The 14103-nt window shown below is 47.9% G+C and carries 14 protein-coding genes; 12 read left to right on the plus strand and 2 right to left on the minus strand.

What is annotated here, in order from left to right; translation table 11 throughout:
- Positions 1-33: 33 nt before the first annotated feature.
- Complete coding sequence (locus GA565_RS10220; RefSeq protein ID WP_152198365.1) at positions 34-966, plus strand: DMT family transporter; 933 nt, start codon at positions 34-36, stop codon at positions 964-966.
- 63 nt (positions 967-1029) lie between these two features.
- Here GA565_RS10220 and GA565_RS10225 read toward each other — a convergent pair whose 3' ends face one another.
- On the minus strand, positions 1030-1479 hold the full coding sequence (locus GA565_RS10225) for a DUF4385 domain-containing protein (protein WP_152201417.1): 450 nt from the start codon (positions 1477-1479) through the stop codon (positions 1030-1032).
- A 119-nt stretch (positions 1480-1598) separates the two neighbouring features.
- Positions 1599-2591, minus strand: a complete 993-nt coding sequence (locus tag GA565_RS10230) for a nitrilase family protein (RefSeq protein WP_152198366.1) — start codon at positions 2589-2591, stop codon at positions 1599-1601.
- A gap of 112 nt (positions 2592-2703) precedes the next feature.
- Here GA565_RS10230 and GA565_RS10235 point away from each other — a divergent pair, with 112 nt between their 5' ends.
- The 11 genes from GA565_RS10235 to GA565_RS10285 all read left to right on the plus strand — a co-directional run bounded on the left by GA565_RS10235 (position 2704) and on the right by GA565_RS10285 (position 14076).
- Entirely contained in the window at positions 2704-3558 is an 855-nt protein-coding gene (locus GA565_RS10235; protein ID WP_152198367.1) for a LysR family transcriptional regulator, read from the plus strand.
- A gap of 189 nt (positions 3559-3747) precedes the next feature.
- The gene (gatA, locus tag GA565_RS10240; RefSeq protein WP_152198368.1) at positions 3748-4197 is read left to right on the plus strand and encodes a PTS galactitol transporter subunit IIA; all 450 of its coding nucleotides are present in this window, start codon (positions 3748-3750) and stop codon (positions 4195-4197) included.
- 17 nt (positions 4198-4214) lie between these two features.
- Positions 4215-4511 (plus strand): PTS sugar transporter subunit IIB, encoded by a 297-nt coding sequence (locus tag GA565_RS10245; protein WP_152198369.1) that lies wholly within the window; start codon positions 4215-4217, stop codon positions 4509-4511.
- A 9-nt stretch (positions 4512-4520) separates the two neighbouring features.
- The gene (locus GA565_RS10250; protein ID WP_152198370.1) at positions 4521-5774 is read left to right on the plus strand and encodes a PTS transporter subunit IIC; all 1254 of its coding nucleotides are present in this window, start codon (positions 4521-4523) and stop codon (positions 5772-5774) included.
- A gap of 24 nt (positions 5775-5798) precedes the next feature.
- A complete protein-coding gene (gene rpe / locus GA565_RS10255) occupies positions 5799-6452 on the plus strand; it encodes a ribulose-phosphate 3-epimerase (RefSeq protein WP_370518032.1) in 654 nt (217 codons plus the stop codon).
- A 38-nt stretch (positions 6453-6490) separates the two neighbouring features.
- Positions 6491-7543 carry a galactitol-1-phosphate 5-dehydrogenase gene (locus tag GA565_RS10260; protein WP_152198371.1) on the plus strand — a complete coding sequence of 351 codons (1053 nt, stop codon included), beginning with the start codon at positions 6491-6493 and terminating at the stop codon, positions 7541-7543.
- 109 nt (positions 7544-7652) lie between these two features.
- Positions 7653-8633: a sugar-binding transcriptional regulator gene (locus GA565_RS10265; RefSeq protein ID WP_226950940.1), complete on the plus strand. Its 981-nt coding sequence runs from the start codon at positions 7653-7655 to the stop codon at positions 8631-8633.
- A gap of 32 nt (positions 8634-8665) precedes the next feature.
- The gene (hxlB, locus tag GA565_RS10270) at positions 8666-9229 is read left to right on the plus strand and encodes a 6-phospho-3-hexuloisomerase (protein ID WP_152198372.1); all 564 of its coding nucleotides are present in this window, start codon (positions 8666-8668) and stop codon (positions 9227-9229) included.
- Between the two features lie 1162 nt (positions 9230-10391).
- Positions 10392-10925 carry a spore coat protein U domain-containing protein gene (locus GA565_RS10275; RefSeq protein WP_152198373.1) on the plus strand — a complete coding sequence of 178 codons (534 nt, stop codon included), beginning with the start codon at positions 10392-10394 and terminating at the stop codon, positions 10923-10925.
- A gap of 87 nt (positions 10926-11012) precedes the next feature.
- A complete protein-coding gene (locus tag GA565_RS10280; protein WP_152198374.1) occupies positions 11013-11732 on the plus strand; it encodes a molecular chaperone in 720 nt (239 codons plus the stop codon).
- Positions 11704-14076: a fimbria/pilus outer membrane usher protein gene (locus GA565_RS10285; protein ID WP_152198375.1), complete on the plus strand. Its 2373-nt coding sequence runs from the start codon at positions 11704-11706 to the stop codon at positions 14074-14076. Before GA565_RS10280 ends, GA565_RS10285 begins: the two co-directional genes overlap by 29 nt.
- Positions 14077-14103: the final 27 nt, after the last annotated feature.

Consider the following 14103-nt stretch of genomic DNA (forward strand, 5'->3'; position numbering starts at 1 on the left):
ATTCATCGACAACCTTTATCCCGAGAGCGCGCCATGAGTACGTTAAACAACGAACCTGTAAACAATGCGGTGGGTCACCCAACGCGGCCTGCAACCCTGGTCTGGCTGGTCGTGATGGTGGTGCTTTGGGGGCTGAGCTGGCCTGCGACCAAGCTGGCGCTAAACGTTGTCCCACCTCTGTGGTTGGCGGCGATACGTTTTGGCTCTGCCGGGCTGTGCTTGTTTCTGTTTGTCGCCGCTCGCGGAAAACTGCGCTTTCCTTCGCGTGCCGACTGGCCGGTGGTTGCGAGTGTGGGCGTGTTGCAGATGATGGTTTTTACCGGTCTGGGCATGATTGCGATGCAGCACACGGATACCAGTCATGCGGTGCTGCTGGCCTACACGACACCGCTGTGGGGGATCCTGACCTCATGGCTTTTGATGCGCAACGCCCCCTCGAAATTACAGATTATTGCCTTGATTACCGGGCTGATAGGTATCGCGATGATTTGTTCTCCTGCCGAGATGGACTGGAGCAAACCGGGCGTAATGATAGGCTGTAGTTTATTGATTATTGGCGCAATTTCGTGGTCGCTGGTTATCGTTCATGTGCGCCATCATCAGTGGACTGATACGCCGCTGTCACTGGCACCGTGGCAGATGCTGCTCGCGACCGTTCCGCTCACGCTGTTTGCGGCAGTGATTGACGGCTCTCCCTCCGCCATTGTGCTCACACCGCACCTGCTTTGGCTGCTGTTTTTTATTGGCCCGGTCGCGACCTCGGTTTGCTTTGTTATTTCAACCGAACACGGCAGGCGGATTAGCGTGTTTGCTATGTCAAACTTCACCCTCGGCGTGCCGTTAATCGGGGCTGCTGCCTCAGTGGCTATTCTCGGCAGTCATCTCTCTTCACTATTTATTGGCGGGCTGGTACTGGTATTTTTAGGGGTCTCAATGACCGCGCTTTCCGGTAAGAAGAAAAGCTGAGGTTTGCGCAGGCGTTTACGATTTTAGGATTATTGAGCGGTGTAGGGGGAGATTTCTCCCCTATCAACCATACTGCTGCTGGTGGGCTTTCTTGCGTTTGATATAGTCCGCGTCTGCGCGCAGTTGGTCCCAGTAGCTTTTGAATATCGCCGCCGAGGCGGCTTTTTCATCATCAATATTGCGCGCATTGAGGGTTTTATCCTCGGCATATTTGCGGCCGCCGGGATAATTGGCATAGCGGCGAGCGCGGGTATAGCCCATTTGAATGAATTTTCGTGCCATATCCATTCCAACAAAATCATCATCTTGCCGATACTTTTCAAACAGCGTCATAATGGCCAGCGCAGAGGTTTTTGCAATCTTGGGCGTTTTAAATCGCCAATGCGGCAAAATCTCTGACTTATAAGGTTCAACCATCAACACTCCCTGTTCGCCGCGACCCACCTGATAAAGCTCAGGATGCTGTCGAAAATTGATATGTTTAAAATCCTGCTGATAGTTAAACGCTTTCATCATCACTCCCTTGATAAAGGTGCCGTTCTTATGACGAAGAAAACCGTCGGCGAACGGCTGATATCAGGTCAGTGTAGTTGAAGGTGGAGTAAATTTTTTCACTCATAAAAGCTCACCGGTTATTTATCTTTACCCCGCTGCGGCACATCGTCTGAAAATCGTGCGCTGATGGCGTCGCGTTCATAACCCTGACGTTCAGTAAGAATATGATACAACTCGGGGCGTCTGCCGTGAGTCCAGCGGCGTCCGGTGCTCATGGCGAGCAAGGAAAGGTCGAGTTCTGCGCTGACCATTGCATCTGCCGCGGCCCACGTTTCCTCAATAATACGTCCATAGGGGTCAAGGATCATCGCATTGCCGGTGCGCACTTCGTCGTCGTCCGCGCCTATGCCGTTGCTAAATAAAATAAACAGACCGTTGTCGTGGGCGCGGGCAGGAAGCCAGCGCAGCAGCCATTCACGACCGTTGATGCCCCTTATCGCCGCCGTCATCTCCTGCTTGCGGGTTGCCCGCTGTTCCCATAAATCTAACGCAATCGGCTTCATGCCGAAGGGGCTGCGAGAGTGTGTGCCGCCGGTCTGATGAGGGGCCAACAGAATATCTGCCCCGAGCAAGGCAGTGGCACGAACGTTTTCAACCAGATTATTGTCCCAGCAGATGAGGATCCCCACTTTAACACCCCACGGCGTGTCAAAAACGGTGAAATTATTGCCGCTGCTGATTGCCGTGTGCTCAAACGCGTGCAGCTTGCGGTGGATGTGCACGCTACCGTCCGGCATGCAGGCGGCGTAGGCGTTATAAAGACGGCCATCCGGTGCGCGTTCAATGAATCCGGCACCAATGAGCATCTGATGTTTTTCGGCCAAAGAACGGATCAGCGCCAGTGAAGGACCGGTGGAAACAGATTCTGCCAGCGCCTCAACCTGTACCGAATTCAGCTTCGGGACGTGCCAATAGCCGGTAATACACATTTCGGGAAAGGCGAGGATTTTTACCTGCTGCACGCAAGCCTGCTCGATGAATTTCTCCATCATTAGAAGATTATATTTCTTGTTACCGGCCTGATGCTGAAACTGTACCACTGCGGTTTTTAAAGAGGCTTTATCACCCATGACGGTTCTCCAAAGGTACTCGGGATTGTTATTGAGGTTGGTATTACAGCAAGGTGGCTGATAACTTTATAATCAAATGTTTTTTTAATCTGATAACCAATTGGAATGCAAAATGAACCTACGTTTGCTTAAGGCGTTTGTGACACTGGCTGAGAAGGGCAATTATGCTGAAACGGCGCTAGCGCTGGCGGTTTCACAACCGGCGCTTACCAAACAGATCAATCTTCTTGAATCGACCCTTGGTGTGGCTCTTTTCTCGCGCGGGCGGCACGGCACGACGTTGACGGCTGCGGGTAAGCGTTTACTGCCTGAGGCGGAGAAAGTCATCAAACAGGCGACGGTGTTCCTTCAGCATGCGGCTCAGGTTGCAAAGGGCGGTGAAGGACTTATGGCGGTCGGTTTTGGGCTGTCGAGTTTCTATTTCGCACCGCGTTGCATCGCGCAATTTCGCAGCCGTTATCCAGGCGTGGATGTGTCACTGGAGGATCTTCCCTCCGAGCAGCAGTGTGGGATGTTGCAAAGCGCAGACCTGCAGGTGGGATTTGTTCGCGTCCCTGCTAAAGCGCCGCTGGAATATCACCGGTTATTTGAGGATCGGCTGGTGCTAGTGACGCCAGATAATAGCCCGCGGGATGTTCAACAGTGGCTGAAGGCCCTGCCTTTACTGCGGCTTTATCATGAACGTGGACGCGGGCTGAATGTGCAAACCGACCAATTTTTGCAGCAAAACACACTTGCTATCTCTACGACACAGCAAGTTGAAGACATACAGACCATCGTTGCACTGGTCTTGGCAGGAATCGGCGTTGCGCTATTGCCGCAAAGTGTCGCGCACATTGCTCCTCCGGGTTTGCACGTCATCGCGCTCGCGGGAGAGGCCGTTCAATGGCAGGTAGGTATTGCCTGGGACCCACGTGTCAATGATGCCGTCCGCGATAACTTTATCGCGATGGTAAAACGAGGGTAACCATGGTGAGTCAAGGCTTCGTCTTTTAGATCAATCTTATCCTGCCTGCCAAATCAATTTTATGTGATCTGCATACAATTTCCACAGACTGATCATTTTCTAAACTTGCGCCTATGATATCTTGCTCATGTGTTAAATATATATTGCTCATATGAGCAAACTCATAAAGCCAGCGTTTGGAGATGAACAGTGAAAGCATTCGAGCTCAACGTCGCAGACGGTATACCGTTTAAGAGCTATGAGAACGTGTTCAAATACCTGCATGAAAAACTCACCATGGCGGGCATTGTTAAAGAAAGTTATCTGGAGGCGTTGATTGCCAGAGAGCGGGAGTACCCTACCGGGATTGAGCTGGACGGTTACGCCGTGGCTATTCCGCACTGTGATACTGAACATGCCCTTAAGCCTTCAATTTATATTTTGCGTACGCCACAGCCGATTTTAGTGAATCAGGCAGACGGAGATAACCAGCTGGAAACACAGCTGATTATTAATTTGGTGGTCACAAATCCTCTCGACCAGCTCCAATTATTAAAATCGCTGTTCAGTAATCTTCAGGATAAAGACTTTTATAAAAAATTATTAGAACTCCCTGCAGAAGAGGCGAAAAGCCTTTTCAATTCTAAAGTCGTTGCATAAAAAAAAATGGAGTAGATATGATTCACATTCTTGTTGCCTGTGGAAGTGGTGTTGCCACTTCAACCCTCGCTGCTGATGAAGTTAAATCAGTCTGCGAGGAGTATGGGATCACTCGCTATAAAATTAATAAATGCAGCATGAGTGAGTTGATAGGTGAAATAAATAATGCCGACATTGTGCTCACAACAAATAATTATAAAGGGGAGATAGATAAGCCTTACATGAACATTATGGGATTTGTCACAGGGATAAATGAAGACGCGTTAAGGAAAAAGTTGGGTGTCGTTTTACAGCAGCTTGCTAATAAAGAGTAGGACACGATAATGGACTCTGTAATTAATATTATCCATACAATTTTCAACTTGGGCGCTTCGGCTATTCTTCCTATTGTTATTGCCCTATTGGGAATATTTTTTAGGATGAAATTCTCTGAGGCCATAAAGTCTGGGCTGATGGTAGGCGTTGGATTTATTGGCTTAACACTGGTGGTGAAATTGCTATCCAGTTCATTGGAACCGGCCGTTAGCCACTATGCGAAATTGGGTTCCGGTTATACTATTCTCGATGTAGGATGGCCCGCAGTGGGGGCGGCCTCATGGGTTGCACCTTTTGCAGCATTGGCTATTCCACTGGGATTGGCAATTAATCTCCTGCTGGTGCGACTCAAACTCACCAAAACAATGAATGTCGATATCTGGAACTATATGCATTTCCTGATCCCAGGAGCCTTGGCCTATTTTCTGTTTGGCAGTTTCTGGATTGGCCTGGGTATCACACTCGTCATGTCGGTTATCGCGTTATTTATCGGCGATCTTATTGCTAAACGCTGGCAGGACTACTTTGGTCTTGAAGGCACCACCTGCACCACAATTATCTATTCTGGCTGGGGAATACCCATTGCCATGTTGGTCAATAAAATCATCGATTTTATTCCCGGGCTCAACAAGATGGATATCAGCCTTGAAACGGCCAACCGGCGTCTGGGTGTATTGGGCACGCCTATTATTATTGGCTTTTTAGTCGGTATTTTGCTTGCTGCGCTAACGCGTCAAGACCTTACTGTCACTATCAATATGGCCATGGGTATCGCTGCTGTGATGGTGTTAATGCCCAAAGTGGTCAGCGTGCTGATGGACGGCCTTTCACCCATAGGTAAGGCGGCTAAAAACTTCATGACCAAACGGATGGGGCCTGGCTCGGAATTAAATATTGGTATGGATATCGCGCTGGGTTTAGGTGATGCCACGACCATCACGACCACGGTTATTTCCATTCCTCTGGTTATATTATGTGCGCTGATACTGCCGGGGATCCAGTTTTTCCCCGTAGGACTGTTAATGTCGGTCTGCTATATCTCGGTAGGTTGTACGATGGCAAGTAAAGGGAATTTGCTGTGCTCCATTATTTCGACGGTCGTATTTTGTGTCATTACCTTGTATCTCGCAGCCTATGTCGCACCAGGTGCCACAAAAATGCTCAATAGTGCCGGTGTGAGTATCTCGGGTCAGGGAACTGATGTGACATTCTCCGAAATATGGAACGTTATTATTTATTGGGTTTATGGCCTCGTACATTAAAATTCACTTATTTTACTCTGAGGTATGAAAATGGCTGAAATACTCCCCTCAATTTTTGGTGCCGACCTGATGGCGTTAAAAAGTGAGATAACTTTTCTGGAGGCACAGGGATTTAGGACTCTGCATCTGGATATGATGGATGGTAGCCTGGTGCCTAATATTGCGTTTGGCCCCGATCACGTTAGCGTAATTAAAAAGAACACTGTCATGAAGGTCGATGTGCATCTTATGGTGTCGGCACCCGAAAAAATAATTGATAAAGTGATTGCTGCTGGTGTCGATATGATTTCAATTCATTATGAAGCGACAATTCATCATATTGACATTCTGCAAAAAATACGCAAGGCCGGAATTAAGGCCGGTATTGTTTATAATCCTTCAACGCCGCTGTCGAGTCTGAAGTATTTACTTGCCTACGTCGACTACGTGTTGATTATGTCAATTAATCCGGGCCATTGGGGACAGCGTTTCCTTGAGCTTACCTTTGAAAGAGTACAGGAGGCTCGCGATATTATTGGAAATAAGGATATCGCAATTGAAATTGACGGGGGCGTTAACGCAGAAATAGCCACCAGGCTGAGAGAGGCAGGCGTCTCACTTATTGTGGTGGGAGGGGAACTTTTTAATGGCAATAAAATTGAAAATGCTGCGCGCCTGAATGCAGCGATTGCCAAATAGAGACGTATCCTTTAATTAGTTAATTTCAAGAGGCTATTATGAAAGCGGTAAACTTTTACGGTGCTCGAGATTTACGTCTGGAAGAAATTCCAGAACCTAAAATCAAAGGCGATACGGACGTTATTGTTCAGGTTAAAGCGGCCGGAGTGTGCGGTTCTGATACCTCGAAATATGCCAAATTCGGGCCGCATACGGCAGGGATGACGTTGGGGCACGAATTTGCGGGCGTTGTTGTTGAAGTGGGGCGCAGTGTGAAGAACCTCGCACTCGGCGATCGCGTTACCGGTTGTCCTGCTTTGTTTGACGGCGAGGACTACTTTTATCTCAAAGGGGAGTTTGCCCGCAGCGATAATCTTCATGCGATGAGCGCCAAAGTTCCCGGTTGTTTCGCTGATTTCGTGAACATGCCGGCGCAGAATCTGGTGAAAATCCCTGATTCTCTGGATTACCAAAGTGCGTCAATGATAGAGCCTTCAACCGTGGTGTTGCATGGTCTTTATCGTACCTCTTTTACCGTAGGCGATGACGTGGTTATTGTGGGCGCGGGCGGCAGTATCGGCCTGCTTTGTATTCAGTGGGCTCGCGTTTGGGGCGCGCGACAAATTATTGCGATAGACGTTGATGACCGTAAGCTGGAGATGTGCATTCAGAACGGGGCCGATAAAACGATCAATGCGGCCAAAGAAAATGTGCTTGAGGTGTTGGCTGAATACACCCACGGCTTAAATGCCGATCTGGTGATTGAAGCTGCCGGAAGTGCTATCACCGCCTCACAGGTGTTTGCCTATGCCAAAAAAGGCGGCGAGGTCCTGTTATTGGGCATTCCCTATGCCGATGTTCACGTTGAACGGTTCTACTTTGAGAAGATTATGCGCAGTGAGCTGAAAGTATTAGGCTCGTGGAGCTGTGTATCGGCCCCGTTCCCCGGTAAAGAATGGCAGAACAGCGTACATTTTTTCAATAAAAAAGCGATACGTCCGGAGCTCATCATCACGCATCGGCTGCCGCTTGGTAAGGCACCTGATATCTTCAATGCTATCGTTGATCGCACTGAGCTGGTCGGCAAAGCGCTGTTGCTCCCGGAGCTCTAACTGCCATTACTCATAAAGCATGAAAACTGATACTCTCGCAGGCATAGGGAGTATTAGCGCTCATCGGCGATTGGTGAGTATACGATGTCTAGAGAGCAGGTATTAGTGGATGAAAAAAGCAGTGGCGGAAAATAATAGTAAAAAATGGCTTTCTGATAATCCAAAATATATTTATTCATTTGTGGCAAAAAAATACTTCTCTGAAATGAAGACAAAAAGTGAAATAGCCGATGAAATGGGTATTTCCCGATTTAAAGTTGCCCGCCTGATTGCCGAGGCGATAGAAAATGAATACGTAAAATTTGTATTCCCCAAGCAGCAAGCACTTGATGAAGAGCTGGCTCAGAATATCTGTAATAAGTACTCACTTAACGATGCTGTCGTTCTGTCAATGATTGATTCGTACGGCGACAGGCAACTGCTTACCGATAAACTGGGTATCGTTACCGCTAATTACCTCAGTGATCATCTCAAGCAGGATATGAAAGTGGGCATTGCCTGGGGTCGCGTATTATCAAGCACTGTCAGTACCCTGCGTGAACTTCCGCCACTGCACGTTGTTCAACTTGCCGGCGTGCATCCCAAGATAGAGTTTAGCCAAAGCCCTATTGATTTAATTCATAAAATTGCATCAATAAGCAACGGTAAGGCTTACCCAATCTATTTGCCGATGTGGGTCGATGACGAGAATGTCGCCAGGCAAATCGCCAATGACCAGTTTGTAGCTGAAGCTCGCCGGTTTTATACCAACCTTGACGTCATTATCACCGGCATTGGGGCCTGGAAGTCAGGCTCGTCGAGCCTGTTTAACATCTTCCCTGATGAGTGGCGTGAAGGCCTTTTGGCTCATGACGTATGTGCTGATATATGTACTACATTCATCGACTCAAAGGGCAAGGTTATTGAAAGCCCGATAGACAAGCTCGGGTTTGGAATTAGTCATGAGCAGATAAAAAAAACCAATAACGTTATTGGCGTGGCGGGCGGTGAAGATAAGTATGAAGCCGTACTGGCATCGCTGCGTTCCGGGATCCTCGATACATTAATTACGGATTTTGATACCGCTGTTAAATTAATGGACGAGAACTGATTTTAATTTTCTTCATTGCGTAAGGTAATCCGATGAGTATACGCCAATTAACTCAGCAAATTCTGTCTGAGTTAACATACAATTCTCAGTATATTGAAGACGCGGAGTTGGAAAGTCTTGTCACGGCTATACGCCAGGCGAAACACATTTTTCTTGCTGGAGCGGGGCGGAGCGGCATCGGAATTCGTGGACTGGCTAATCGGTTGATGCATTTAGGCTTTAGCGTCAGTCTGGTCGGAGAGATAAGTTCGCCTCACACCAAAGCGGGAGATTTGCTGATTGTCGCCTCGGGATCGGGCGAAACGGGCAGTCTGGTGTCTTTGGCCAACAAAGCCAAATCGGCAACGGTCAGCATTGCTACGGTAACAATGGATAGAGAATCGTCAATCGCAAGGTTGGCGGACGTTGTCGTCATGTTGCCTGGCGTTTCTCCAAAACTTAAAAATCAGGGCATCGACATTACGTCGATCCAGCCAATGGGATCGGCCTTTGAACAACTCTGTTTTCTGGTTTATGACGCCGTCGTGCTGTCGCTGATGGCGGAGATGGGTGAAACCTCAGAAAGGATGTTTACCCGGCATGCCGATTTAGAATAAAAGAAAAAGCCCTGACTGTTGCAGCCAGGGCTTTTAGGTTACTTCTAACTTAAGATTGAACATTAATACACTTAATAACTTGGTACGTTATTGATACTGCTTCAAATGTACATGTTTGAAGGGTTATCCAACATGCTCATTCCCCGCGCGATATATACTCTTGATGCGTGGCTTTACTTTCATTGCGATGTTGTTAAAAGTCTTCCTGGAAGACGTTATCGCAACTAAACATTGTTGAAACATAGCCTTACATCATCGCGTTTTGTTCCACACCCTGCGATTGTCGGTACTGACTGCGTGGCCTTAGTGCGTGGTCAGGTAAGAATATTATTATTCTTCGCCTCGACATTCCCAAAAAACACACTTCGTAGCCTTTATCGCAATATATAAAATCAGTGAAACGGCCTCCTTATTTTATTACATAAGAAAAAGTTCACATCAACGGTTAGCTATTTATCGCTGCCGTTGAAATCCACTCTACGGGTATTTCAAATAGAGTCAATACTGTTTTTAATGCCATGCTTTTATAAACATGTTTTTATTATCAGTAGTCTCATGTTTCAACCGCCATCAGGCCTCGAGTGTTTCTATCGGCTCTGTCGACGAGGCCAACGCTGCACGCACAGCATGCGTGCAGCGTTGTTTTACATGGGGAAAGTTGGACAACGTGGCGCTGAAGTGTCAGCTATATATCATTTTTATTTATATAAATAAAAATGATACATATTTTGGTTGTGTTGACCGCTGTCACGACCTTGCCTTGCTGCATGCCTAAAAAATACGCCGCCCTGGCGAGTGCAGCTTTTTGCAACGCATGAAACCGGTTACGTATAAGGTTTTTTTATGAGTTTTGTTTTTAAATAACCTTTTTTTTCAGTTATTTAAGGTGGTTTTGGATTGGGCTGTATGCGCTAAAAATCACAGATGAATCTGTTTTTTTTTGCCCAATAAAATTAGTAGTTAATTAATGATTAGCGTGATATTTAACTCGTTAATGCCGAGAGAAATGATTCAGCAAATGTGACTGACAACGCTAAATTGTGGATTTGCTCTCATTAGTTAATTTCAAACTAGCGCAACGATCGCTATTACATTATATTCACTAATGTGTTTGTTAACTGCATATCATAAAAATATTGCTTTCCATCATGAGGGTTAAGATATGAAATCAAAGTTGGCACCGAGTTTACTTTTATCTTGCATGGCCTTAGCTATGATCCCCTCTGCAAATGCAGACGTTGCGTCGGGAACTTTTCGCGTCCTCATTACTATCGTTAAGTCTTGCGCCGTGACTGCAGGTACGGCCTCCGACATTAACCTTGGGTCAACCGTTTCTTCCAGCCAAACGAACGTCACGGCAAATAACACAATCAATGTTAATTGTTCTAAAACGACTCCTTACTTTATTGGTTTGGCTCCGTCCGGTGCAAACGGCGGTGGGTCTACGGGCGCGGGCGCGATGTCTTCACTTGCCAACGCCGCAACAAATACCGATAAAGTCCCTTATCAGTTGACTCAGGGTTCACCAACGGGGCAGGTATGGGGAAATACCGCAACGACCACTGCCGCAGGGAATGGCGTGGCGGGAATTGGGTCCGGAGTGGCACAGCCTTATACCGTTTATGCAACTGCAGCGAGCGCCAACTTTACCCCTGATGCTTATGCCGACGTCGTTACCGTCAATGTTAATTACTGAGCCAGTATTCATTATCCAGACAATAATTAAATATTAATTCAGAAATAAGCGACTGAACCAGAATTACCGATCCAGGATAGGAGATGTATGTTGAAATTGCTTGTGCGGCAGTTTGTTTTCGCATGCTTGTTAGGGACAACGGTTTGGGGAACCGAGGCTGCTGCCAGCGGCCTGCAGGTTTCTCCGGTAACATTAACGCTACCGGGCAATGAAAATGCCGGTGGCCTTTGGTTAAGCAATGAAGGCGACAACGTCGTTAATGCTCAGGTTCGGGTCTATCGCTGGAGTCAAAATAACTACGGCGACAGTCTTGCTACTTCTCAAGGATTGGTTGCCAGTCCTCCTATGCTGGCGTTGGCACCCGGTGAGAAACAGCTGATACGCATAATACGCACCGGGCCTTCTTCTGCAGTTCAAGAAGATGCATATCGATTATCTATCGATGAATTGCCCCCCACGACGCTGCAAAAAAATAAGTTAGAGTTTGTTTTGCATTATTCAGTACCTGTATTTATTCAACCTGCAAACATGCCCCCGAGTACGGTTAAGCTACAGTGGACGCTTGTGCATGTGGGTAAGAATTCTTTTATGGAAGTTCATAATCAGGGAAATAGCCATGCTCAGTTATCAGCAGCAACCTATATAAATACTCAAGGTGTTCGTAAAACAATTACCCCTGGACTATTAGGTTACGTTCTTCCCGGAGCGACTATGCGCTGGGTATTACCAGTCTCTGGCGATAACTCTATCCATGGTAGCAAGATTGAAGTAACGATAAATGGTGAAAAAAACCTACAGAACTTATAAGAATCCACGGCGTTTGGCGAAAATAGTTTTACTAAACGGAATATTAATATCATGTGGCGCGATCGCGGACGTTAATAATGTTAACGGCGCGGCGCAAGGAATTATTAATGATAAAACGCACGTTCCCGGCGTCGACTTATATCTTGATGTAACCGTTAATGGCAATCATGCTGGCCTGGCACACTTTGGTTATGCCGATCAAAAATTATACGCAAGTGCTGCAAACCTGCGGCAGTTAGGGTTTCGGCTGCCGAAAGAGAACACCGATGCGGTGTGTCTGAATGATATTGCGCAGTTGCAAATAGATTATGATGCCCATCTGCAAACGCTGGCGCTGCATGCGCCCTTGGGTATATTGGATTTAGGCACCACTGAGCTTAATCAGTTGGATGCCGAACGCGCTACGGTATCTAACTCCCGTGGTGTGCTGCTGAACTATGATATTTATACCGCACAACAACAAGGCATCACCGCGAATACTTTTACCGAGCTGCGCGCTTTTAATTCAGCCGGGGTATTCAGTTCAACCCAGCTTACGCAGTATGCAGAGCAGAATAATAATGTAGGCCAACGTAAAGAATTCAGCCGTCTGGATACCAGCTGGCGTTCATCCTTTCCCGATAAATTATTGGCATTGACGATGGGTGATACATTGACCAGTTCATTATCATGGTCACGCCCCACGCGCATTGCCGGTATTCAGATTGGCACCGATTATAGCCTGCAGCCTTATCTACGCACTGCGCCTCTGCCGTCTTTTTTAGGCTCGGCAACATTACCTTCCAGCGTTGAACTGTTTGTTAATGGCATGAAGTATTACAACGGTCAGGTTCCAGCGGGAAATTTTGAAATCAACACCATGCCGAATATTACTGGAGCCGGTAATGCACAGGTGGTAATGACCGACGCTTTGGGCAGAACAACGACACAGAGTTTCTCTTTTTATAATGACCAACAGTTGCTGCGCCAGGGGTTAACCGACTGGTCGGCCGAGTTGGGCGTAGTACGTAAAAATTATGGCTACTCTTCCTATGATTACGGCAGTTCGCCCGCGGTCAGCGGCACTTGGCGCTATGGCGTAAGCAATAGCTTTACCGCCGGCGTGCACTCTGAAGCCACCGACGGGCTTGCAAACGGTGGGGTGAGCAGCGACTGGATACCCGGTGCCCGCAGCGGCACGTTTTCAACCTCGCTGGCGGTCAGCACCGACCGAGGCAAGAGTGGTTCCCTCTACAGCGCGGGGTATCGCTGGTCTCAAAATCAATTGAGCTTCGCCGCCAGCGCCACGGCCACCACCGGTAATTATCATGATGTCGCGACCCACTACGGCAGCGCACCACCGGCACTGAATGGCAACGCCGTGGTTGGTTTTGATACGGGATATTTCGGCAATTTCAGTGTGGGCTATTTGCAGTTTCGCTACCCGCAAGAAAGCGCGATACGCTACGCCACCGCCAACTGGTTTAAGTCATTGTCCGACAGGGTATATCTTAACGCCGGTTTCAATCAAAACATCGATAACAACAGCGATCGCAGCGTCTATTTGACGGTATCGGTGACGCTCAGCGATCGTCTTTCCGCCAGCACCAGCGTGCAGCGAAACAACGATCAAACTGGCTATCTGCTTAACGCTGCTCAGTCACTGCCGTCTGAAGGGGGCTGGGGCTGGAACGTTGCCGCCAATCAGCAAAGTTCGCAGCAAAGCGGGCAGGGTGAGGTGGGTTATCAGGGGCGTTACGGAAAAGTTTACACCGGGTATAGCAGCTTGCCGGATACTCATTATGGCTATGCGGGAGCCAGTGGTGCCGTAGTGATGATGGGCGGTGGCCTGTTTGCCACTCGGGAAATAAATAATGGTTTTGCGGTAGTTTCTACCGACGGCGTGCCAAATGTACCGATCAAACTGCAAAATAATCTCGTGGGCACCAGCAATGATAAAGGGCTGTTACTGGTCACGCCACTGAACAGTTATCAAAAAAATCTGTTAACTATCGACCCTCTGGATTTGCCCTCCAACACGCGTATTACCCGAGTTAATGCTTACGCAACGCCGGGCGACCGGTCTGGCACTTTGGTGAACTTTACGATTACGCCAGTGAGGGCCGCGCAGGTGATATTAACCGATGCTCAAGGCAAGGTTATACCGGAGGGCAGTCAAGTGCAGCTTAATTCCAGCCAGGGACAGAGTGTGCCAGTGGGATTCGATGGAATGGTCTACTTCGACTCACTGGAACTACACAACCGACTGTTGGTGACCACGGCCACGGGCGTCTGTTCCGTTCAATTCGACTATCCCCTTAAGGCTGAGGGTATTCTACAAATTGGCCCGTTAGTCTGTAGGTAGGGCTTACGAGGTTAAGGAGTCATCAAA

Origin of the sequence: Rouxiella sp. S1S-2 (genome assembly GCF_009208105.1) — a bacterium.
Classification (GTDB): Bacteria; Pseudomonadota; Gammaproteobacteria; order Enterobacterales; family Enterobacteriaceae; genus Rouxiella.